A 22,349-nucleotide genomic window follows, 5' to 3' on the forward strand; every position below is an offset into this window, starting at 1 on the left:
ACGCCACCTCAATCGCGGCAGACCCAGACGCAACGGGATACCGCCAACGGCGGCAATAAGCCTGCAACCTGCACGTTCAGAATCCCGTCCCTTCCAATTAAGCGCCGAGTAACCGGTTTTCCTAACCGCTTGTGCGAACTCTGCGTCGTATGCATGCGATTCAGGGGAATGGAATGCGTGGATCGATGCAGGGGCCGGCGGGCGTCCCATCCGGACAGAGTGCGAACTGGCGGCGGATTGGTTCGACCATCCGCGGGCCGGTGCTGTGGCTGACCGTCTGCGGCGCCCTGCTGGTGAGCGCGATCTTCGCCGGCACCATCATGATGGTCGGCGAGTTCCGCGAGCGTGCCCTCGCCAACAGCGAGCGCGAGCTCGAAAACACCGTTACCCTGCTTGCGCGCCACTTCGACCAGCAGTTCGAGGAGTCCGACACGATAGCCTCGGACATGATCGCCAAGCTGCAGATCGCCGACATCACCTCGCCGGAGGATTTCAAGGCGAGGATGTCGACCCCCGACACCCACCAGATTCTCGAGGCCAAGAGCGTCTCTTTCCTTGGTAAGATCTCATTGTTCGATGCCGACGGCAAGGTCATCACCTGGTCGGGCGACCTGCCGCCGCCGGCCAAATTGAACATCGCCGAACGGGATTATTTCAAGAGCTTCAAGTTCGATGCGCATCCGCAGCCGGTGCGCGCCGAAACCATGCGCAGCCTGATCATCGGCGGCCTCTCTACCATCATCGCGCACCGCCTGAGCGGACCGGACGGTACCTTCCTCGGTGTCCTGACCCGCCGGATCGATCCGCTGAACTACGAGAAGTTCTTTGCTTCCGTCGCACCGGGAACCAGCGCGGCGATCGCGATGTTCCACACCGACGGGACCCTGCTGGCGCGTTACCCGCATATCGACGAGATGATCGGCAAGACATTCACCGATGCGCCGCTGCTCAATCGCGTGGTGCGCGACGGCGGCCAGCGGACGATGCGCATGGCCAGCCCGATCGACGGCGTCCAGCGCCTCGGCTCCGGCGCCAGACTCGCCCATTTCCCCGCGGTGGTCGTCGCCACCAACACAATGGAGGCCGCGCTCACCGACTGGCGGACGCAGACCCACTTCCTGGTTTCCGCCGCGGCGCTCGCTGCCATCATCGTCGCGCTGGTGCTGTTCGTCCTGATCAGGCAGATCATGCGGCAGAACCGCGATGCGCAGCAGCGGCTGGAGACGGAGCGACAACGGCTCGACACCGCGCTCAACAACATGATCCAGGGCCTCGTGCTGTACGATGCGTCGGCGCGCGTGGTGGTCTGCAACCAGCGCTATCTCGACATGAGCGGACTATCGGCCGACTTCATCAAGCCGGGCTGCGGCTTCGAGGATATCATGCGGCAGCGCAGAGCGACGGGATCGTTCGACGGCGATGTCGACGCGTTCTGCGCGATGGTCCGCCGCAATGTCGCCAATGCGAAGGTGACAGAGGTTGTCACCTCCTCCGTCGACGGACGCTGCTTCTCGATCATCAATCGGCCGCTGGCGCATGGCGGCTGGGTCGCCACCATCGAGGACATCACGGACCGGCGCAACCTGGAGCAGGAGCGCGACCGCAACAACGCCTTCCTGCGCGAGATCGTCGACCACATCCCCTCGCAGATCACGGTCAAGGACGCGCATACCCGCCGCTATCTGCTGGTCAACCGCGTCGCCGAGACCCAGTTCGGCATGCCGCGCGAGGACATCATCGGCAAGACCGCGTTCGATATGTTTCCGGCGGCCGCCGCCCAGGGCGTGACCGGCGACGACGACATGCTATTGCGATCCGGCGAGGGCTTCTTCAGGGACGAGCATCACTGGAACAGCCCGGCCACCGGCGAGCACTACATCACCACGCGACGGATCGGCATCCGCGACAGAGCCGGCACGCCGCGCTACATCATCAACGTCGTGGAAGACGTCACCGAGCGGCGCCGCGCCAACGAGAAGATCGCGCATCTTGCGCATTACGATGCGCTGACCGACCTGCCGAACCGCGTGCTGTTTCGTGAGCGGATCGAGCGCGAGCTGGAGAAGGCAAAGCATGGCCGGCAATTCGCCCTGCTCTACATCGATATCGACGAGTTCAAGGGCATCAACGATTCGCTCGGCCATCACGTCGGCGACGAGCTGCTCAAGACCATCGCCCGCCGCATCAAGGCCTGCCTGAAGGACGGCGACCTGATCGCCCGGCTCGGCGGCGACGAGTTCGCGGTGATCCGGACCGCGATCGGCGGCGTCGCCGATGTCGAGGATTTCGTCGCCAGCGTCCACCAGGCGATCCGGCAGCCCTGCGACTGCCTCGGCCATCATCTATCGACCGACGCCAGCATCGGCGTCGCGCTGGCACCGCGGGACGGCACCGATCTCGAGCAGCTGATCCGCAACGCCGACATCGCCATGTACGGCGCCAAGGCCGAAGGGCGCCGCACCCACCGCTTCTTCGAGCCGGAGATGGGCGCCAACGCAAGGGCGCGGCTGAAGATGGAGCAGGATCTGCGGCAGGCGATGGCCGATGGCGGCTTCGAGATTTACTACCAGCCGCTGCTCGGCCTCGCGAGCGATGAGGTGACAGGTTGCGAGGCGCTGCTGCGTTGGCGGCATGCCGAGCGCGGCATGGTCTCGCCGGCCGAGTTCATCCCCGTCGCTGAAGATACCGGCCTGATCGGCGAACTCGGCGAGTGGGTGCTGCGGACGGCATGCATGGAGGCGGCGAACTGGCCGGATCACATCCGCCTTGCCGTCAACGTCTCCCCCGTCCAATTGAAGAATGCGACGCTGGCGCTGAAGGTCGCGAGCGCGCTCGCCGCCTCCGGCCTGAAACCTGACAGGCTCGAGCTCGAGATCACCGAGGCGGTGCTGATCGGCGACGACGAGGTGGCGCTGGCGATCCTGCATCAGCTCCGCGACATCGGCGTCAGAATAGCACTCGACGATTTCGGGACCGGCTATTCGTCGCTGAGCTATCTGAAACGCTTCCCGTTCGACAAGATCAAGATCGACCGCTCTTTCGTCAGCGACATCGCCATCGACGGCTCGGCGACGATCGTGCAGTCGGTGGTGAACATCGCGGCCTCGCGCAACATGACCACGACCGCGGAAGGCGTGGAGACCGAGCAGCAGCGCGACCTCTTGCGCGAGCTCGGCTGCACCGAGATGCAGGGCTACCTGTTCAGCGCCCCGAAGCCCGCCGCCGAGCTCAGGTCCCTGCTCGCCGCCCGCACCGAAAAGGCCCGCGCGATCGCGTAGGGTATCGATCCGGCGACAGACTCAACTGCACCTCTCCCGCTTGCGAGGGCTTTGCGTAAAGGCGAATCTGCGATTCTCTAAGACCGAGCTGAACATGGAGCTGGGGATGGCGTATCGGCAGGTTGGGCAAGCGAGCTTCGCAGATGCGCTGGCGTCGCGGCGGGGGAAAGGGGGTGCGGTGCTGAGGCGGATTTGCGAGCTGGTCGATTGGGCGGCTATCGAGCGCGTGCTGCGCGGCCTCCCGGAACCGGAGCGTGGCGCGCCGCCCTATCCGCGGCTGGTGATGTTTAAGGCGCTGCTGTTGCAGCAATGGTACGGGCTGTCCGATCCGGAGCTGGAAGAAGCGCTCGATGACCGGACCTCGTTCCGAGAATTCTGCGGCTTTGTGCTCGGTGACGAGACGCCCGACCACACGACGATCTGGCGCTTCCGCGAAGCTTTGCAGCAGGCCAGTCTGGACGAGACGCTGTTCTCCGAGATCCTGCGCCAGATCGACGCGCGCGGGCTGGTGCTGCGCCGAGGCACATTGATCGATGCCAGCCTGATCCCGTCGGCGGTGAAGCCGCCGAAGCCACCGAAGGAGCCACTGCCGCCCGGCCCGGACGGGCGCGCGCCGAGCAAGCTGGTCAACAGCGAGCGCGATGCGGATGCGCGATGGACCAAGAAGGGTGGCAAGCGGTACTTCGGCTACAAGGCGCATGTCGGCGTCGACCAGAGCTCGGCGATCATCCGTCGCAGCAAGCTGACCGACGCCGCGGTCAACGACACGGTGCCGGCCGACGAGTTGATCAGCGGTGACGAGAAGGCGGTCTACGCCGACCAAGCCTATGACAAGCACGAGCGCCGCGCCGGGCTCGCGGCCCGGGGCATCAAGCCGCGGCTGATGTTCCGGCCCAACAAGCATCATGCCCTGACCGAGCGACAGAAGCGCTTCAACGATGCCGTGGGACGGCGCCGCGCGCCGGTCGAGCAAGTCTTCGCGCGCCTCAAGGGCGTCTACGGCTGGGCCCGCGCTCGCTATCTGGGCTTGGCACGCAACCACACTCATCTGCGCCTTCTCTGCCTGGCCATGAACCTCAAACGATGGGCAATATTGCGCCCAATCGGAGTTCCGGCATGACCGCCGCTCCGCAATACTGTCGATCGGCTGGGCAAACGAGGCCGTACATCCTCGCGCGCCGTCCAAGAGCAAGCAAAAAAATCCCTGATACAGGCCCTCACTCCCGCAGAGGCGATTGCGCAAAGCTCTCGCTTGCGGGGGAGGTCGGATTGCATCGAAGATGCGATCCGGATGGGGGCTCGGTCCACACGAACGGTCCGACTGGCGGCAACACCCCCACCCCAGCCCTCCCCCCGCAAGCGGCCCGCTTGCGGGAGAGGGAGCGCACTTCATTCGCCGCTGCCATTCGGCCTAACTTCATCCCTACCGCCTCGCTTGCTGCGGGCCTATATTCAGGCCGGTCTCACCCGACGCGAAGGTGCCATCGATGCAACCGGTCTCTATCCTCCTGAACATCCTCTGGATTCTGATCGGTGGTGCCTGGATGGCGTTCGGCTGGATGGTCGCTGCCGTGATCATGGCCATCACCATTATCGGCCTGCCCTGGGCACGCGCCGCCTTCAATATCGCGGTCTACACGCTGCTGCCGTTCGGTTCGCGCGCGGTGCGGCGCGACGAATTGACCGGCCAAAGCGACCTCGGCACCGGGCTGCTCGGCCTGATCGGCAATCTGATCTGGTTCGTCCTGGCCGGCTGGTGGCTTGCGATCGGGCACCTCATCACCGCGATCCTTCTCGCGGTCACCATCATCGGCATCCCCTTTGCCTGGGCGCATCTCAAGCTCGCCGGCATCGCGCTGTGGCCGATCGGCAAGGTGATCGTCCCGGCGTGATGATTGGTGGGGGCCTAAAGCGAGATGAGTTAGTCGAACGGCTGTCGGCGACTTCGGTTCACCTCTCCCCGCCGCGGAGAGGTCGGCGCGAAGCGTCGGGTGAGGGCTCTTGCTTTCTCGATTAGACCGTAACCCCTCACCCGATTTGCTGCGCAAATCGACCTCTCCCGAGGGAGAGGTGAACCTTCGAAGCCGTTCCAGCTCGGCCTAAGCTCATCGTGCTCTGGCGAACCGCGATAGGCTGCCGGGCCGGCGGCCAGCGTCGTTGCCTTGGCGCGCCTGATTGAGCCCGCGCCGTGGCACCACGGTCACGCTGTTAACCCAGTTCTTAACGAATTCGCTCTATTTTGCCGCATCCTACCTCATGAACAGTCTGCTGCCTGGTGTCCGGGCGGGGCGCTCAGCACATCGAAGAGGCAGAATGCCGGCTCTCAAGAAGCTTTTCTCACTCCGTTCGATCGGCACCAAGCTCGCCATCATGACCATTGTCGGCGCGATCTGCATGGCGCTGGTGGCGTCGACCGTTCTCTGGATTGCCAGAGGCCAGCTCGTCACCGAGCGCACCGAGAAGGCACATGCCATCGTCGACGTCGTCTGGAATCTCGCCGACGGCTATTACAAGGCCTACAAGGCCGGTCAGATGACCGAAGAGGAAGCCAAAAAGCGTTTCCTGGAGGCCAACAATTCCGTCTGGTACGAAGACCACAGCAACTACGTCTTCATCTATGACTACGCGACCGGGCTGTGCGTCTCCAACCCCGGCATTCCGCAGTTCGTCGGCAAGGACATGCGTCCGAACAAGGACGCCAATGGCCTGCCGTTCGCGGTCATGCTGATGGAGCTGGCGCAGAAGGGCCAGGGCACCCTGCGCTATACGTTCCGCCGTAGCGGCAGCGATGCCACCCCGCTCGAAAAGGTTGCCTTCACGCGCGGCTTTGCGCCGTGGAACCTGATGATCGGGTCGGCCGAATACATGTCGGAGGTCGACACCTCGTTCTGGTCGATGGTGCGGATGGCTTCCGCCGTCATCGCCCTGCTCATGCTGATCTCGATTGCGATCGCCTGGGTGGTCGGGCGCAGCGTGGTGAAGCCGCTGTCGAACCTGAAGGAGCGCATGGCTTCGCTTAGCGCCGGCCAGCTTGATGCGCCGGTGTCGCATGCCGACCGCCGCGACGAGATCGGCGAGATGGCCCGCACCGTGCAAGTGTTCCGCGACTCGATGATCGAGACCAAACGGCTGCGCGAGCAGCAGGCGGCGGCAGAGCAGAACCAGGCCGAAGCGCGCAAGGTCGACATGAACCGGCTTGCGGATCAGTTCGAAAGCGAGGTCGGCGAGATCATCGAAATGGTGTCGGTTGCGGCCGGCCAGCTCGAGCAGTCCTCGACCACGCTGTCGAAAACCGCCGACACCGTCGAGCAGGTCAGCAGCCGTGCCTCCCGTGCGTCCGGCGAGGCCTCGTCGAACGTGCATTCGGTGGCGGCCGCGAGCGAGGAGCTCGCGTCCTCGATAGGCGAGATCAGCCGCCAGGTTGGAGCGTCCGCACGCATCGCCGGCGAAGCCGTGGCCCAGGCGCAGAAGACCGATGTCCGCATCGGCGAGTTGTCACAGGCCGCAAGCCGCATCGGCGACGTGGTCGATCTGATCCAGACGATCGCCGGACAGACCAATCTCTTGGCGCTGAACGCCACCATCGAGGCCGCCCGCGCCGGCGACGCCGGGCGGGGCTTTGCCGTGGTGGCCTCCGAAGTGAAGTCGCTTGCCGAGCAGACCGCGAAGGCGACCGACGAAATCAGCCAGCAAATATCGGACATCCAGTCGGCAACCCGGGATTCGGTCGCGGCGATCAAGGAAATCGGCACAACGATCGCACGCATCTCGGAGATTTCAGCTTCGATCTCGACATCGGTCGAGCAACAGGGCTCGGCCACCCAGGAGATCTCCCGCAACGTGCAACGTGCCGCGGCGGGCACCTCGCAAGTCGAAGCCAGCATTGTGGACGTTCAGCGCGGCGCGTCGGAAACCGGCGGGGCCTCGTCGCAGGTGCAGGCGGCAGCGCAATCGCTGGCCAATGAGAGTGCCCGGCTCAAGCGCGGCGTCGGCAGTTTCCTGAGTTCGATCCGGGCGGCGTGACGCGCGGGTTGGTCCCTCGGCTCGGCGATAACGGCTTGAGTCGACCGCAATTCCGCACCCGCACCAACACGCGCCAATTCGCGCACTTGATTTAAGGACCAATCGGTCTATATGTTGTCGATGAGCCGCCGAACCACAGTACAGTTGCCCCGTGGCCGCCCCCGAACCTTCGACGTCGAAGCCGCTGTCGAACGCGCGATGGGTGTGTTCTGGTCGCGCGGCTATCACGCCACGGCGCTCCCGGACCTGCTTCGTGCGACGAAGCTGTCGCGTGGCAGCCTTTACGCCGCTTTCGGTGACAAGCACTCGCTCTTCTTGCGCGCGCTCGATCGCTACATTGCCGATGCTCTGACACGGATGGATGTCGAACTCGACCCCCGCAGAGAGCCGGTCGACGGCCTGCGGGCCTTCCTGGCCGGCTACATTGACCGCACGAGCGGTGCCAATGGTCGGCGCGGATGCCTGCTGGTGGCCACAGCCATGGAGCTGGCCGGCCAGGATGCTGAGGTCTGTCGTCGCATCGCGGGCTTTTTCAAAGCCATGGAGACCAGGGTGGCGGATGCACTTTCCCGTGCGAAGACGGCGGGCAAGTTGGCCGATGGTGTCGAGCCTTCAAGTGCCGCCCGAATTCTCGTCTGTTTCGTGGAGGGGCTGCGAGTGGTCGGCAAAACGGCACCAGCGCGGATCACATCGCAAGCGACCGCTGACGCGCTTCTCGACCGCTTCGTTAGAACATGATGAAGGTCAGGTTGAATCGATCTTGCCGCAGACTGGCTACACCTCTCCCGCTTGCGGGGTCGAGACCAGCGAAGCTCGCTCTCAGGTCGCATCGCATCGAAGATGCTATGCGGGTGGGGCTCGCTCCGCAATGCGACTCGCGGAAAGAGCCCCCACCCCAGCCCTCCCCGCAAGCGGGAGAGGGAGCGCACTGCCTTCGCGACTACTACTCAACCTAATCTAATCGCGCTTTAAGTGACCAACCCTTGGACGCCTCCGCTATTGGCGCGTCGATATATAGACTGATAGGTCTTGAAAGGACGAACGCCATGTCTGCCATCCAAATTATCTGCGCGGTGGCCGTGCCCCTGCTCTGGGGTTATCAGTTCGTGGCCATCAAAGTGGGGGTCACGGAGTTTCCGCCGCTCTTCTTCCTCGCACTGCGCTTCCTGGCCATCGCGCTGCTGCTTGTTCCGTTCGTCAAAAGGCCCACCCCTCAACAGTTCGGCCCGATCGCAGCTATTTCGATTTTCCTGGGTGGACTGAACTTCGGGCTGTTCTATGTTGGCCTTGGGCTCGGCTCGGGAAGCATGTCGGCGGTTGCCTATCAACTCGCGACGCCCTTCACTGTCCTGTTAGCGTGGCCGCTGCTCGCCGAGAGGCCGTCTCTCACCACGTCCGCCGGAGTGGTGCTGGCATTCGTCGGCGTGGTCGTGTTGGCAGCGGGGCCTGGTCTGACGGCAAACGCGCTTCCGCTGCTGCTTGTGGTCGGAGCCGCCTTCGCATTCGCGGTGTCCAACGTCTTGACGAAACGCCATGGCCCTTTTGATCCCCTGATGTTGATGGGGTGGTCGTCGCTGCTCACGGTGCCGCAGGTCATGTTGATGTCGTTGCTGCTTGAACATGGACAACTGGCGAGCCTTGTCACGGCGGATCAACGTGGTTGGCTGGCACTCGCCTACACAATTTTCATCGGCGGAATTATCGGGTTCGGCCTTTGGTTCTGGCTGATCGCCCGCTGCTCGATGGGCCGTGTCGCCCCTTTCGGCCTGCTGCTTCCGCTGTTCGCCTTGATTTCGAGCGTGTTGTTCCTTGGCGACCGCATGACCCCAAAGCTGATTGTCGGTGGACTGCTCGCGATCTCCGGCGTCGCCATTACACAAGTAAGACCGAGCGCGCGACCAGTGTGAACCCGGAAGTCGCGTCGTCGCGGCTTCCGGGTTTGGCTCCTTTCGGATCTCGTGTTCGCGCTCGGCGAGGTCCGTTCTCGGGAGTACACGCGATATCGCGGGTTGCGGGTGCCGAGGTCGGAAAATGACCCCTAAGCGGAACTCGTGCTCGCGATGCTCTGCGAAATAATTCACCTGAACACGTCGTCTTGCCAGCCGCCCGTTCGACTGGGTGTCGGCAATCCAGCTGAACAACAGGAGTTCTGCAATGCGAGGCGAGAAGATCTACGAAGGCGATCTCGTTATGACTGGCGTCACCGACTACGGCGTAAGCATGGATGATATCCTGACCGGCAAGAAAGCAGTTCCGCTGCAGGGAGCTCGCTTTGACCTTCATGTCGATGGACCATGTAGGGGCCGCCTTTCGGGGCGCATGCACGGCACCGACTACCTGAGAATGCGCGCTGATGGCCACATCGACCTTGACCTGCACGTGATTATTGAGACTCACGATGGTCATCGAATTGCGCTGTCGGGTGGTGGTCAAGCGGCGCCGCGAAACGGAGAAACGATGATCGATATCTTCGCAAATATCCGGCTCACCACTGCCTCCAACGAGTATGCGTGGGTCAATGAGCGGCAGATTTGGAGCTTAAGCGCCGGAGACCTGGCTACGGGGAAGATTCACGTCGAGGCATATAGACAATGACGGCGATATCGCCCAACAACACCGCGAGTTTGTGAGTGCATGCCCCGGACCGGGCTACCGCGACTTGGGTCCACCCAACCCCGCTCGCGCGCCCGGCAGCTAGAGCCAATCCTTCGTCGTCTGGGCGCAAGCCTTGTAGTCGCGCCGCCAGACGAACCCGTGGCCGCCACACGGCGGACGGGCACGCGAGGTGGCAGGGCATTCGTTCGTGACGCGTGCGCCGGTACCCCAGCCGTCAACCACGCAAGCGCCCATCACGGTGCTATGGCAACCGGTGCCGCATCCGTCTGCGGCATTGGCGGCGCCACAGCCGAGGAACGTGATTGCGGTCAGAGCCGCGAGCAAAGATGCTTTCATGATTTCCTCCATCGGGGCTGCGGGTCGTACTTCATCCTCGTTTCCAGTTGATGGTAGGCGGTATCGATAATTTTCGCCACCGGCGAACGTACATATCCTGGTGCACGCGCGTGCAAATTTTAGTGCGCGGTCCCTTTTAGCGGGCAGCCTCGCAGCCGGGAATATCGAACACCGCAGTCAGGCCGCAGGGCGAGGTCAGCATCTTGCCGCCCTCGTGGCCTACGCCCGGCACGTCCCATTCGCTGTGGTTCGGGGTGCCGTTGTCGCGGGCCTGCATGACCGCGACATAGGCGTGGCCGCGCGCGTAACGGTACGGCCCTTCGGCCTCGGCCATGCAGGACTTGTCGAGCGCGGGATGATTCGGATCGGTGTCGAGCGTTCCCAGGAGATAGATGACGCGTCGCGCGACATAGGCCTGCTCCAGCGCAGCCGGCGACGGCTCGGCGAGATAGGGCGGCCGGTCGTCCATGCCGAACTTCCAGTCGTTATAGCCGTGGCAGCTCGCCGCGATCGCGGCATCCGGCCGGTCCTTGCTGAAATAGGCATATGAGGAAGGGTTGGCGACCACAAAGCGCACGCCGATGCCCTCGCGGAGCAGCGGCTGATCGCCCTTCGTTGCGATCGCATAGCGCTGCACCACCTGCCCGCCGCCGGAATGGCCTGCTACCACGACCTGCTTCAGGTTCGGGAACAGCTTGCGGTCGCCGAGCTTCGCCAGGATGGCGTCGAGCGCGTCGAACGAACTCGTGGGCGCCGGTCCGAGCGCTGGATCGCCGCCCTCCCAGCCGGTGAGACTCCAGCGCAGCGTCTCGGCCGGCAGTTTGAACGCATCGACGTCGGATCCGATCAGGAATTGCGGCGCGATCATCAGCGTGCTCTTGCCGGTGTCGCCGGCGGCAGCCTGTGCTTCGAGGGCGGATCGGAAATAAACGTCGGCGTTGCGCAGCACGCCGTGCAGGACGAGGACGGCGCGCGTGATGTCCGGGAGCGGCTTGGACCAGTCGGCGGACACATAGAGCGGGAACGTTGCCGCGCCGACCGCGATGCGCGCGCTGCCGACTTCCTTGACCGGCTTCCGCCAGCGCTCGGCCTCCGTTTCGGCCGACGCGACGGTTGCATGAACCAAAGTTACGCCGAACAGTATCAATGCCGAAGGCCAAGCTCGATGATGCATGGTTGGACTCCAAGGGTGACAGGCTAGCTCTTTTTCGACGCGTTTTCTTCACGCGAACCGGGATCCACTTCGCTCGAAAACGCTCTACGCCGCAAGCCGCCCGCGATTGTTCGCGGCGAGGATCGGGCGGATCAGCCGGCCGAACCGCTCCGCCTCCTCGTCGTGGAGATAGCCGGACAGACAGAAGGAGTGGCAGCCGGCGTCGATGAATTGCTGCAGCGTCGCGGCGCATTGTTCGGGATTGCCGACCACCGCGATGCCCGCGCCCGGCCGCACTTTTGTAATCCCGGTCCACAGATGCGGCATCAGAAGATCGCCATAGTCGCGCGCGAGCTGCTGCACGCGCTGGTTGGCCTCCGAGCGGGTATAGAGCGTCTTCATCTCCTGCTTCTGCCGCTCGCTGGCGTGGCGCACCAGCTGCTCCGCCGCCTCCCAGGCATCCGCCTCGTTCTCGCGGCAGATCACCTGCAGCCGCATGCCGAAGCCGATCGCGTCCTCGCGATCATGGGCACGCGCCATCTGCCTGATCTCGGCGATATTCTGCGCGATGCGCTCCGGCAGATCGCCCCAGAACAAATGCACGTCGGAATGCTTCGCCGACAATTCCCAGGCCTGCCGTGAGCCGCCGCCGAGATAGAATTTCGGAAACGGCTGCTGCAGCGGCCGCGGCCGGATATGCGCGCCGGAGATCGTGTGGAACTTGCCTTCGAAATGCACCGGACCGCGCGAGGTCCACAGCGCCTTCAGGATCGAGACCTCCTCCTCCATCAGCGCGTAACGCTCTTCCTTGGCGTAGCGCACGCCTTCGGCCTCGACCTCGCTCTCGTTCTGCCCGGCGATCAGGTTGATGCAGATGCGGCCACCGGACATCTGGTCGAAGGTCGAGATCATCTTCGCCAGCAGCACCGGGTTGATGTAGCCGGGGCGCGCCGCGATCAGCGGCTTGATGAACGACGAGCGCGCCGCCATGAACGCGCCCGATATCCAGGCCTCCCAGCACGTCGACCCCACCGGGATCAGCAGATATTCGAAGGAGGCTGCCTCGGCCGCTTTGACCACGCGCTCGCACAGTTCCGGCGAGCCCGCGACCTGGGCCTCCATCAGCCCATAGGCCGTGGTGTCGCCATGCGTGGGCAGATACCAGCCGAATTCCAGCGGACGCATGCCGATCTCCCTCGAAACGCGGCCGTTTTCACGCGCGCGGCCAAGTCTGGGGAGGCAGTTTACAGCCTGCGGACGTCCCGCCAAGGCCGTTGCCGACCACGGACCAATCAGCTAAATGAACCCTGCACGCACCCGTAGCTCAGCTGGATAGAGCGTTGCCCTCCGAAGGCAAAGGTCACACGTTCGAATCGTGTCGGGTGCGCCATCGCGGTCTCGCATGACCTGTCGCGCCATCGCGCGTTGTTGCGGCTGTTTGCGGCTCAGCCTTTGCCCCAGTTCCAGGCGAGCAGAACGCCTTCGCCTGCCTCACGCTTGATCGCCTACAGCTTGTATGCCGTCGGTTCTGATCGCCATTTTGTCTGTCATCGGTCATCCTCAGGGACAACAGAAATTACCGTGTCTCACCTATGGGGTGCAGTCCAGCACTGTCACCGTAATCTCTTGCATCGAAATGTTAAGCGTGTGTTCGAGGGATCAATGACCGAGCACGACAACATTCTCATTCGCATGGCATTGCGCGAAGGTGGCAAGATCATCGGCAAATATCTTCAGCCGGAAGCGCGCGATCGAACGAACGATCAATCGGCTGATTGCCGTGCTGGATACGCCGGAACTAGCAGCGGCCTTAGAGCAGGTCGACAAGCCCGGCGACTTGTAGGAATTTCCGGGCGGTTAAACTACTGACAGGGGTAACGTGTGCCATCGGGTCCGAGATATGTCGCCGAAGCGGGATCGTACCCGGGATATTGTGCGCAGGCGTTGTAGGAACTGGGACTGTCACCGCCGCCGTCTATCACAATTGTCGGCCCGGCACGATGTAACCCGCCGCCGTGGTGGTCACCCCTGACACGCTGGTAGCCACGCTCACTGCCGGACGATCCGTCCCGAGCGAGTGTCAAAGACGCTGGCGCAAGCGCGATCAAAAAAAACGCAGCGCCGAAGAACATGAACTTAAGCATGGTTGCTCCTCCAAGGGCGAGTGTTGGAGAAAACGAGGCGTTCAATCTAACGTTCCGAGAAGATCGCAGGTAACGAAAGGTTCATTCGCCGCACACCGAGCAAACAAGAACTAAATCCATCTAAAACGATATTGGGTGGGTGCGGCGGATTACACCCCCGATTAGGTCGCGGAATTACGGTGACAGTGCTGCGGGGGGATATGGTAAGTTGCGTGCGATCGTGCGCGCTACTCCAGCCCGACTGAAGCGATCGGTCCGGGCTTTCCAGGATTTGGCAAGATGCCCTTCAATTTCCCGACTAGGCCGCAATTGCCTGCTGCAGCGCGATCGCCTGGTCGCGGTTCTGAAACGCGATCGCGGTGTGGCTGTAATCGGCTGCCGTCTGCGAACGGGCGATGTGAGCGAGAATCTCGCGGCCTTTGATGACGTGAAGATCGGTTCCGCTCTGCGAGGGGAAGATGCCGACGACGACATCGTAGGCCGTGATGACGGCTCTCAGCGCGCTTGCCTTGTCGTCGGAGGCCTCGATGAAGATACGCACGTCCGCTGCGAGATCCCGCAGTTCATCAAAATCGATCACTTGGCCACTCCAACGCAACTCACTGATCGACTCTAGCGTCAACGTGCTTACTGAAACCTGAAGGAACTCGCAGGCGAGGTCCGAGAACGTGTCTCGAAGATCACGCGTGCGTCATCGCGAGCCCAACGGGCTGTGGGTAATTTCCCGTCGCAGCGAACGTCTAGGAGATCGCAACAATCTCCAGCTCCTGATCTCCCGAACCGACGACGTCGCCGGGAGCTTTGCCCATCAGCGACTTCGCGACCGGAGACACAAAGGAGATCGAGCCGGCCTTCGGATCGGCCTCATCCTCTCCGACAATGCGATAGGTCTGCACGCGCCCGTCGGCGCGGCTGAACGTCACCGTGCTTCCGAAGGCCACGGTTTCGCTCGAAGCAGGATCAGGGACAACCTGGGCTGTGCGGAGCCTTTCCGCGAAATATCGCGCGTCGCGCAAGGGAGCTGCCGACTGCCGTCGCCGTTCATTGACGTCCTCGGGCTGCTGCGCGGCCTCGTGGGCGTCACGCGCCGCGCGGAACTGAGTTTCCAAGGCTTTCAACCCTGCTTCGGTCACCAGATTGGGATGGGGTGAAATCGGACGATCGGGCAGCAGCGTCTCGGACGCAGTTTCGGCGCTCTCTTCCTTGGTGAAGGCAACACTCAATCGGGAACTCCATTGAAGAGAGGGCAGTATACCGCGCTTCACTCCGTCATTTAATGCGCGGGAGCCTCCGGCACCTTGCCCTTTCCGCCGAAGCGGCTTTTCGCGGCCTCGCGCCAGCGCTGGATGGTGACGTAGAGCATCGGCACCAGGAAGATGCCGATCGAGCTTGCAGCGAGCATGCCGCCGAACACCGCGGTGCCGACCGCGCGGCGGCTGATCTCGGCGGCGCCGGTGGCGACCACCAGCGGCAGCAGGCCGAGGATGAACGCGATCGAGGTCATCATGACCGCGCGGAAGCGCATCTGCGCTCCCATCAGGGCGGCGTCGACGATCGGCTTGCCGGCCTCGCGCTGCTCCTTGGCGAACTCGACGATCAGGATGCCATTCTTGGCGGCGAGCGCGATCAGAACCACGAGACCGATCTGGCCGTACAGATCGAGGTTGAGGCCCGCGATCTTGATGCCGAGAAAGGAGCCCAACACGCCGACCGTGACCGACAGCAGCACGGGAATCGGAATCGTCCAGCTCTCGTACAGCGCCACCAGGAACAGATAGGCGAACAGCACCGCGAGCGCGAGGATGATGCCGGTCTGGCCGGAGGCGGCTTGCTCCTGATAGGCGGTGCCGGTCCATTCGTAGGAATAGCCGGCCGGCAACGTCGTCTTCGAGATATCAGCCATGGCCGCGATCGCGGTACCCGACGACACGCCCGCCGCTGGGCCGCCGTTCACGGTGACCGACCGGAAATTGTTGTAGCGCGTGATGACCTGCGGACCGGTCACGATCCGCAAGCTTGCGATCGAGCGGATCGGCACCATCTGGCCGCCACTGTTGCGGACATAGATCTGCCAGATGTCGGGAATGTCGGCGCGATTGGCCGCCTCGCCCTGCACGTTGACCTGCCAGGTCCGGCCAAACAAGTTGAAGTTGTTGACGTAGATACCGCCGAGCGTGGCCTGCAGCGCGGTGAAGACGTCGGCCATGTTGAGGCCGAGCGCCTGCGCCTTGGCGCGGTCGATGTCGAGATAGATCGACGGATTGGTCGCGGTGAAGGTCGAGAACACCCGGGTCAGCCGCGGATCGCGGTTGGCGGCGCCAATCAGGCCGCCCATCACGCTGCCGAGCGAGGCCGGATCCTGGCCTTCCAGCGCGTCGAGCTGGTATTCGAAGCCGCCGGAGGTCGAGAGGCCGATGATCGGCGGCAGGTTGAACGGCAGGACCGAGGCCTGACGGATCTGCGACCCCGCAATGAAGGTCTGCCGGATCGCGGCCTGCACCGAATCGGTGACGGCCTTGCGGTCGGCGAACGGCTTCATGCGCGCCACCATGAAGGCCGAATTCGGCTCGCTCGCGCCATCGAGCAGCGAGAAGCCGATGATCGACAGCACGTGGTCGACCGCAGGATTCTTCTTCAGCAGCGCTTCAACCTGCTTGGTCGCCTCGCTGGTGCGTGCGACCGACGCGCCGTCGGGCAATTGCACGGCGATGAAGAACGCGCCCTGGTCCTCCTCGGGCAAGAATCCGGTCGGCGTGATCTTCGACACGCCGAACACGCCGCCGGCGAACACCAGAACGCCGACCAGCGAAAAGACCGCGAAGCGCAACAGCCGCTGCACCCCTCCGGCATAGCGGTCGCGCACCCAGTCGATCCCGCCGAGCACCCGTCCCATGATGCCATGGCGCGGCCCGGTGTGGCGCAGGAAGACGGCGCAAAGCGCCGGCGACAGCGTCAGCGCGTTGAGCGCCGATATGACCATCGCCGCGCTGATCGTCACCGCGAACTGACGGAACAGCGTTCCGGAGATCCCGGGGATGAAGGCGATCGGCACGAACACCGAGAGCAGCACCAGCGAGATCGCAATGATCGGCGCAGTGATCTGCGACATCGCCTTCTTGGTGGCGTCGGCGGGCGACAGCTCCGGTTCTTCCTCCATGACGCGCTCGACGTTCTCGACCACCACGATGGCGTCGTCGACCACGATGCCGATCGCCAGCACCATCGCCAGCAGCGAAACCGTGTTGGCCGAGTATCCGAGCGCCAGCAGCACCGCGAAGGCGCCGATCAGGCTGACCGGAACCGCCACCGCCGGAATGATCGTGGCGCGCATATTGCCGAGGAACAGGAACACCACGATCACGACGAGCACGAAGGCCTCGCCGAGGGTCTTCATGACTTCCTTGATCGTATCGGAGACGAAGGTCGTGGAATCATACTGCACGAGATAGGCCAGGCCCGGCGGAAACCGCTCCGACAGCTTTGCCAGCGTGGCCTGGACGGCCTTGGCCGTCGTCACGGCGTTGGCACCGGGGGCGAGATAGATGCCCATCGGGACGCCGGGATTGCCGTCGATCCGCGACTCAGAGTCCATGTTCTGCGCGCCGATCTCGACGCGGGCGACGTCCCTGATCCGCAGGATCGACCCGTCCGGATTGGCCCGCAGCACGATCTCGCCGAACTGCGCCGATGTCGTCAGGCGGCCCTGGGTCTGCACGTTGAACTGGAACTGCTGATCGTTGCTGATCGGGCGCGCGCCGATGCGGCCGACCGGCGCCTGCACGCTTTGCGCGCGGATCGCCGCGATCACGTCGGACGGCGCCAGATTGAGGCTGGTGAGACGCTGGGTGTCGAACCAGATCCGCATCGAATAGTTCAGCTTGGCGAACAGCGAGGCCTGTCCGACGCCGGGCGTGCGGGAGATCGCGTCCAGCACGTTGATGATGGCGTAGTTGGTGATGAACAGCGGATCCTGCGTATCGCTCTTGCTGTACAGCACGATGAACTGCAGCACGGCCGAGGATTTCTTCTGCACGACCAGGCCTTGCGCCTGCACCTCGGTCGGCAATTGCGCGAGCGCGCTCTGCACCCGGTTGTTGACGTTGACGGTGTTGATATCGGGATCGGTGCCGAGCGCGAACGAGACCGTCAGCGTATAGCTGCCGTCATTGCCGCTGGTCGACTTCATGTAGAGCATCTTGTCGACGCCCACGACCTGCGCTTCGAGCGGCTGGGCGACGCTCGATTCCACCACGTCGGCAGAGGCGCCCGGAAATACCGCGGTGACCGTGACTTGCGGCGGCACGATGTCGGGGAACTGGGCGACCGGAATCTGCAACAGCGCGAGCGCGCCCGCGATCGTGATCACAAACGCGATGACGATCGCAAGCCGCGGACGGTCGACGAAGACTGAGGAAATCATGGGTTGGCGCCCGCCGCCGGTTTCGCGCCACCGCTTGCGGCGCCGCCAGGGTCCGCCGAGGTCTTCATGCTCGACTGGATCAGCGCGCTGGCCGGCCCCGGCGCGACCGGCTGGCCCGGCCGCACTTTCTGCAGGCCCTCGACGATTACCTTGTCGCCAAGTGCGATCCCCTCGGTCACCGCCGCGATCGTGGATGTCGATTGCCCGAGCTTGATCCGCCGCTGCTCGGCCTTGTTGTCGGCGCCGACCACGTAGACATATTCGCCTTGCTGATCCGACAGCACCGCCGAGCGCGGGATCGCCAGCACCTCGACCGGCTCCACGCCTTCCAGCAGGACCGTCACGAACTCGTTGTCGGTGAGCTCGCGGACCGCACCGCCGGTCCCGGGGGAATTATACAATGGCGGGTTGGGAATGGTGCCGCGCAGCGAGATCGTATCGGTATTCTGCGCGATGGTGTTGTTGACGAAATTCAGTTCACCGACCTTGTCGTAGAGCCGGCCGTCCGTCAGCCGCACCCGGACAACGACCGCCTTGAAGCCGCCCCGCGTCATGTAGCGCTCGCGCAGCGTCAGCGATTCGCGCACCGACACCGGGAAGGTGACATACATCGGGTCTTGGCTGACGATGGTCGTCAGTGTTCCCGAACTCGGCGTGACGACGTTGCCTTCAGTGACCGCGGTGCGCCCGATCTTGCCGTCGATCGGCGAATGGATCTCGGTGTAATCCAGATTGATCTTGGACAAATCGACCTGCGCCTGCGCAGCCTGCACCTGCGCCTCGAGGCTTTGCTGGTTGGCGACTGCGGCGTCGACGCTCGATTGCTGGCCGGCCGGCCCGCTGAGCAGGGCCTTGGCGCGATCCGCCGTCAGCTTGGCGTTGACCAATGTCGCCTGCAATTGGGCGACCTGCGCCTTCTTCGATTCGAGGTCCGCCTCGAACGGGCCGCGCTCCAGCTCGTAGAGCATGTCGCCGGTCTTGACCTCGGCGCCTTCGACGAAGTTCCGCTTCTCCAGGAAGGCGGTGACGCGTGCGACCACATTGACGCGGTTCGGGGCCTCTATTCGCCCCAGGAACTCGTTGGACTCGGTGATCGGCCGCTTGACCACGTCGATCACGCCCACGGCAGGAGGTGCCGGTGGAGCCGTCTGAGCATCGGCCACCGACATCCCCGTGAACACAAGTCCCGCGGACACAAGGAGACCTGCCGTTCGACCGAACGCTCTTGTCATACCCTTCATACCCTCCTGCCCCTCGGCTACCGGCAATCTCTACATGGCGAATGTGACGTCGAGTTCCCTTGAAGCGCGAAAGACGAGGCCGAGCAAGCGGCGTCGCCGAGGATCATAACGCGCCCAATCTGCCTCACACAATCCTGTAACCTGTAGCCGGCTGTTCGCACTGTGATCCGGCAGATGGCAGATCGGGGCTTGACAGTAACGATGCCGGGCCCATCGCCGGGGTCGGCGCAGGTCTGAATCGACCGTGGCAACGGCAACCGTGGACTCACAAGGCGATGGCGTTCTTCAGGCGGGACGTGACCTGGTAGGTCGGCGACGCCAATCGCTCCTGCAGCCACAGCCGCGCGCTCTGGCCGCTGACCTCGTGCTTGCCTTCGAAGACCGTCATGCCGATCAAATGGGCATGGCCGGATGAAGCGTACACGGATTGCATTTCCGCGAACTTCTCGTCCCTGCCATACGCGTTCGAGTTTGCGAGGTCGTGGCTTCCAAGCTCGAAGAAGAGCGGACACGGGCTGATGAGATCAGCCACCGCAGCGCCCGCGTATTTGGCGCGGCTGTTGCTGAAATGGACGTATGAAGCGAGTTCGATGCCCAAATTCTTGCTAACAATGGGAGACATCAGAAATTTCTTCTCGTCGCGCATATATCCCGACGCAATGGTTGGCCTCATGCGTCCGGTTGCAGCTGCGAGGTGAAGCACCAGAAACGCACCCCAGGACGCGCCATAGACGCCAACGTTCAGGCCGGATGCGCCAACCAGTTTCCTGCAAACGAATTCGCCGGCCTCGATCGACGCACAGGACAGATTGTGGGCAGAGACGCCGTGGCAGGCCAGCATGGCGGCGATGTTGTTTTGACTCTCCTGATTTCCGATCTGGACGATGTACGGACACCAGACGACGTAACCATCCTCACAGAGCCGCTTGCCGATGGCGTTCATGTAGTCCGGATCGCCGTCATCAAAGCAGCGCTCCGGCGTGCTCGCCATGCCGTGAGCCAGCAGGATCAATCCCCTGATGTCTCCAGCCGGAATTCCGAGACATCCCCGCACCGGAAGTCCACATTCCAGATTGAACTCAACCTTTGCGACCGAAAACCCGTCTTCCGTCCTTTTCCAAAGGACCTGAATCTCGTCGCTGGCCGGTCGATAAAGCCGACGCTGCCGAAACAGCGACCGCATCTCCGGGCGAATCTCCGCTCCCGTTGCGCCAGGCCTCAGCCTTCCGCTCGCCGCGATGTCGAAGAACGACCGGCAAAACACATCATAGCCAAGGCCAGGCAAATCGACGTTCGCGCACGCGCCATCGCAATGGCTGAGCCCCAGCGCGTCGGTGCCGCCGACGGCGGCCGGGCCAACGAGGCTCATCAGCAATCCGGAAAGCGCCCTGCGGCTGATCAAGGATCACCCCGTGTCGGATCAAGGCTCGAAACTAATGACTCGAATAGCGAGCTAGCTGGCGCCAGAAGTCGCCGCGACGCAAATTAAAGGATGGTCATGATTTCCAAACGGAAGCGGCGTTGCTGATGCGCAACGATTTGTACCGGAAGCCGCCGCAATCTGCGTGAGACAAGTTTCGGGACGTTTCGAATCATTTCAGTTCGTCGATCGGCGCGGGTTCCCGCGGCAGAGCCGGCACGGCGCGCGTGGGCGCTCTTACCGTGCGGTGCTATATTGGACAGTCCTTATTGGACAATTTTGGGCTTGGCGTCCGCGACCTTGTCAGCGGCCGGCTTTGGCACGTCGCCGAAATCGAGCTTCTTCTGCAGACCGATCTGCAGATTCAACGCCCATGGCTGGACCTCGTCGGGACGTCGGACCTGCCGGACCGACGCGCCGGCTGTGCCGATGAATCCCTCGCCGAAATCGTGCGCGAAGTCGATCCCGGTGAGGAACGTCGTGCTCCACAGATCAGTGTCGAGATAGTCGTCGCGGCGATACCGCGCCAGCAGGCTTACGGCGTTCTTGTCGTCGAACTTGTAGCTGACCGAGGCCTCGTGCGCCAACGCGGTGTCGAGTGATGCGAACGACAATGTCGTGTCCTGGACGGTGCGCGACGAGCCGAGGCCAAACGTCCAGGCGCCGGTTTGATACTTGGCCTTGGCGGTGTAGAGCAACAGCCTGACATCGTCAAAATCGGTCGTGTCGTATCTGGCGAAGAATGGCGACACCGATCCTTCCACGTCGAAGCCGTTCGTCTTCACCGAGAAGAAGGCGTTCGGCTGCACGATGTTGTGGCTGCGGTCCAGGCCGAAAATGTCGGTGTCGAGATAGGCGACGCGCGACATGGCGACCGACGTGCCGATCACGCCGGTCCCGAACTTGTAGGCGAAGCCCGGCATGAACGTGGTCGTCGCGAAGTTCTCGTCCTGGGGCAAGAAATCGCCCAGCGTGAAGATGTTGCGCTCGTTAAGCGAGTTGAGGCCGGTGTCGACATTGGCGAAGATTCTGAAATCCGTGGTGTCGTATTCGACGCGATTGTGCAATTGCAGGGCGTGTGAACGGTGCGCCCAGCTATCGTCGACCGTCGTCGTCAAGGTCGTGCGCAACGTCAGCTTCGGCGCGAGCTGGATCGCTCCCGTGGCGGCGATGACCGCGGTCGTGCTGGGGGCTGCGACGTTGGGGTCGTATTGCGTGTCCGCGACCTTGATGTTGAGTCCGATGACGCCGTCCTCGAGCGAGCCGCGCAGATAGTCGTAATTGACCGTCTCCGTTGCAAACGCGCTGCCGCGCGCGCCCAGAATGTCGGTCGGATTGGAATCATAGCCGGTGCGCAGGCCGATCGAACCCGCGCTCACCGTTACCGTCTCCGGCGGAGCGGGCTGCGCCGGCGTGGTGTCAGTCGCAACGGGCTGCGCCGGGGCGGTCTGCGCGACGCCCGCCGAGACACCAAGCTGCGAAACAACAACTGCCGCCAACAGCGCACGCCCGATCATGCACGCAGCCCTCCGCGTACAGTCTCGGAAATCATGGTTAATCCGCGGTTTATATCAGCAATTACAGGTTGATTTCAGCTGTGCAGGCATGGAGATGCAGGGCTCATCTTTGATGGAGACATCAATATAAATAGCGTCATCGAGGATTTTGATAACATGGTTAACGCTAAGTATTAGAGTAACAAACCACTTCAAGTTGTA

General features: G+C 63.2%; 17 protein-coding genes and 1 tRNA gene. 9 read left to right on the top strand and 9 right to left on the bottom strand.

Annotation, left to right across the window (positions count from 1 at the left end):
- The first annotated feature begins 173 nt into the window (after positions 1 to 173).
- From ACP2YO_RS47535 to ACP2YO_RS47565, 7 genes are all read left to right on the top strand, one after another.
- The gene (locus ACP2YO_RS47535) at positions 174 to 3,278 is read left to right on the top strand and encodes a bifunctional diguanylate cyclase/phosphodiesterase (protein WP_426438018.1); all 3,105 of its coding nucleotides are present in this window, start codon (positions 174 to 176) and stop codon (positions 3,276 to 3,278) included.
- A 106-nt stretch (positions 3,279 to 3,384) separates the two neighbouring features.
- Complete coding sequence (locus ACP2YO_RS47540) at positions 3,385 to 4,398, top strand: IS5 family transposase (RefSeq protein ID WP_426434110.1); 1,014 nt, start codon at positions 3,385 to 3,387, stop codon at positions 4,396 to 4,398.
- 367 nt (positions 4,399 to 4,765) lie between these two features.
- Entirely contained in the window at positions 4,766 to 5,170 is a 405-nt protein-coding gene (locus ACP2YO_RS47545) for a YccF domain-containing protein (protein WP_426438019.1), read from the top strand.
- A gap of 421 nt (positions 5,171 to 5,591) precedes the next feature.
- Positions 5,592 to 7,301 (top strand): methyl-accepting chemotaxis protein, encoded by a 1,710-nt coding sequence (locus ACP2YO_RS47550; RefSeq protein WP_426438020.1) that lies wholly within the window; start codon positions 5,592 to 5,594, stop codon positions 7,299 to 7,301.
- Between the two features lie 120 nt (positions 7,302 to 7,421).
- The gene (locus tag ACP2YO_RS47555; RefSeq protein WP_426443494.1) at positions 7,422 to 8,039 is read left to right on the top strand and encodes a TetR/AcrR family transcriptional regulator; all 618 of its coding nucleotides are present in this window, start codon (positions 7,422 to 7,424) and stop codon (positions 8,037 to 8,039) included.
- Positions 8,040 to 8,347: 308 nt separating this feature from the next.
- Entirely contained in the window at positions 8,348 to 9,208 is an 861-nt protein-coding gene (locus tag ACP2YO_RS47560; RefSeq protein ID WP_426438021.1) for a DMT family transporter, read from the top strand.
- Between the two features lie 247 nt (positions 9,209 to 9,455).
- Positions 9,456 to 9,896 (top strand): DUF3237 family protein, encoded by a 441-nt coding sequence (locus ACP2YO_RS47565; protein WP_426438022.1) that lies wholly within the window; start codon positions 9,456 to 9,458, stop codon positions 9,894 to 9,896.
- A 99-nt stretch (positions 9,897 to 9,995) separates the two neighbouring features.
- Here ACP2YO_RS47565 and ACP2YO_RS47570 read toward each other — a convergent pair whose 3' ends face one another.
- The 3 genes from ACP2YO_RS47570 to ACP2YO_RS47580 form a co-directional block, all read right to left on the bottom strand.
- On the bottom strand, positions 9,996 to 10,253 hold the full coding sequence (locus tag ACP2YO_RS47570; protein ID WP_426438023.1) for a GCG_CRPN prefix-to-repeats domain-containing protein: 258 nt from the start codon (positions 10,251 to 10,253) through the stop codon (positions 9,996 to 9,998).
- Positions 10,254 to 10,389: 136 nt separating this feature from the next.
- Entirely contained in the window at positions 10,390 to 11,427 is a 1,038-nt protein-coding gene (locus tag ACP2YO_RS47575) for an alpha/beta hydrolase (RefSeq protein ID WP_426438024.1), read from the bottom strand.
- 84 nt (positions 11,428 to 11,511) lie between these two features.
- Positions 11,512 to 12,591 carry an LLM class flavin-dependent oxidoreductase gene (locus ACP2YO_RS47580; RefSeq protein ID WP_426438025.1) on the bottom strand — a complete coding sequence of 360 codons (1,080 nt, stop codon included), beginning with the start codon at positions 12,589 to 12,591 and terminating at the stop codon, positions 11,512 to 11,514.
- A 128-nt stretch (positions 12,592 to 12,719) separates the two neighbouring features.
- Here ACP2YO_RS47580 and ACP2YO_RS47585 point away from each other — a divergent pair.
- A tRNA-Arg gene (locus ACP2YO_RS47585) sits at positions 12,720 to 12,796 on the top strand.
- A gap of 272 nt (positions 12,797 to 13,068) precedes the next feature.
- Positions 13,069 to 13,275: a hypothetical protein gene (locus tag ACP2YO_RS47590; RefSeq protein WP_426438026.1), complete on the top strand. Its 207-nt coding sequence runs from the start codon at positions 13,069 to 13,071 to the stop codon at positions 13,273 to 13,275.
- 573 nt (positions 13,276 to 13,848) lie between these two features.
- Here the strand turns inward: ACP2YO_RS47590 and ACP2YO_RS47595 are convergent.
- The 6 genes from ACP2YO_RS47595 to ACP2YO_RS47620 form a co-directional block, all read right to left on the bottom strand.
- Positions 13,849 to 14,130, bottom strand: a complete 282-nt coding sequence (locus ACP2YO_RS47595) for a hypothetical protein (RefSeq protein WP_426438027.1) — start codon at positions 14,128 to 14,130, stop codon at positions 13,849 to 13,851.
- A 160-nt stretch (positions 14,131 to 14,290) separates the two neighbouring features.
- Positions 14,291 to 14,773, bottom strand: a complete 483-nt coding sequence (gene greA / locus ACP2YO_RS47600) for a transcription elongation factor GreA (RefSeq protein ID WP_426438028.1) — start codon at positions 14,771 to 14,773, stop codon at positions 14,291 to 14,293.
- 50 nt (positions 14,774 to 14,823) lie between these two features.
- Entirely contained in the window at positions 14,824 to 17,970 is a 3,147-nt protein-coding gene (locus ACP2YO_RS47605; RefSeq protein ID WP_426438029.1) for an efflux RND transporter permease subunit, read from the bottom strand.
- Positions 17,967 to 19,139: an efflux RND transporter periplasmic adaptor subunit gene (locus ACP2YO_RS47610; RefSeq protein WP_426443495.1), complete on the bottom strand. Its 1,173-nt coding sequence runs from the start codon at positions 19,137 to 19,139 to the stop codon at positions 17,967 to 17,969. The genes ACP2YO_RS47605 and ACP2YO_RS47610 overlap by 4 nt, the downstream gene beginning before the upstream one ends.
- Positions 19,140 to 19,476: 337 nt before the next feature.
- Positions 19,477 to 20,580, bottom strand: coding sequence for a hypothetical protein (locus tag ACP2YO_RS47615; RefSeq protein ID WP_426438030.1), 1,104 nt, complete (start codon positions 20,578 to 20,580; stop codon positions 19,477 to 19,479).
- Between the two features lie 317 nt (positions 20,581 to 20,897).
- Positions 20,898 to 22,148: a hypothetical protein gene (locus tag ACP2YO_RS47620; RefSeq protein WP_426438031.1), complete on the bottom strand. Its 1,251-nt coding sequence runs from the start codon at positions 22,146 to 22,148 to the stop codon at positions 20,898 to 20,900.
- Positions 22,149 to 22,349: the final 201 nt, after the last annotated feature.

The organism is Bradyrhizobium genosp. P (genome assembly GCF_049949265.1).
Classification (GTDB): domain Bacteria; phylum Pseudomonadota; class Alphaproteobacteria; order Rhizobiales; family Xanthobacteraceae; genus Bradyrhizobium.

Bases quoted from the DNA above. Each gene is read 5' to 3' on its own strand.
- ACP2YO_RS47540 (WP_426434110.1), top strand. From the start codon at position 3,385: ATGGCGTATCGGCAGGTTGGGCAAGCGAGCTTCGCAGATGCGCTGGCG.
- ACP2YO_RS47570 (WP_426438023.1), bottom strand. From the start codon at position 10,253: ATGAAAGCATCTTTGCTCGCGGCTCTGACCGCAATCACGTTCCTCGGC.
- ACP2YO_RS47560 (WP_426438021.1), top strand. From the start codon at position 8,348: ATGTCTGCCATCCAAATTATCTGCGCGGTGGCCGTGCCCCTGCTCTGG.
- ACP2YO_RS47565 (WP_426438022.1), top strand. From the start codon at position 9,456: ATGCGAGGCGAGAAGATCTACGAAGGCGATCTCGTTATGACTGGCGTC.
- ACP2YO_RS47555 (WP_426443494.1), top strand. From the start codon at position 7,422: ATGAGCCGCCGAACCACAGTACAGTTGCCCCGTGGCCGCCCCCGAACC.
- ACP2YO_RS47590 (WP_426438026.1), top strand. From the start codon at position 13,069: ATGACCGAGCACGACAACATTCTCATTCGCATGGCATTGCGCGAAGGT.
- ACP2YO_RS47610 (WP_426443495.1), bottom strand. From the start codon at position 19,139: ATGTCGGTGGCCGATGCTCAGACGGCTCCACCGGCACCTCCTGCCGTG.
- ACP2YO_RS47575 (WP_426438024.1), bottom strand. From the start codon at position 11,427: ATGCATCATCGAGCTTGGCCTTCGGCATTGATACTGTTCGGCGTAACT.
- ACP2YO_RS47580 (WP_426438025.1), bottom strand. From the start codon at position 12,591: ATGCGTCCGCTGGAATTCGGCTGGTATCTGCCCACGCATGGCGACACC.
- ACP2YO_RS47615 (WP_426438030.1), bottom strand. From the start codon at position 20,580: ATGAGCCTCGTTGGCCCGGCCGCCGTCGGCGGCACCGACGCGCTGGGG.
- ACP2YO_RS47550 (WP_426438020.1), top strand. From the start codon at position 5,592: ATGCCGGCTCTCAAGAAGCTTTTCTCACTCCGTTCGATCGGCACCAAG.
- ACP2YO_RS47605 (WP_426438029.1), bottom strand. From the start codon at position 17,970: ATGATTTCCTCAGTCTTCGTCGACCGTCCGCGGCTTGCGATCGTCATC.
- ACP2YO_RS47545 (WP_426438019.1), top strand. From the start codon at position 4,766: ATGCAACCGGTCTCTATCCTCCTGAACATCCTCTGGATTCTGATCGGT.
- ACP2YO_RS47620 (WP_426438031.1), bottom strand. From the start codon at position 22,148: ATGATCGGGCGTGCGCTGTTGGCGGCAGTTGTTGTTTCGCAGCTTGGT.
- ACP2YO_RS47535 (WP_426438018.1), top strand. From the start codon at position 174: ATGCGTGGATCGATGCAGGGGCCGGCGGGCGTCCCATCCGGACAGAGT.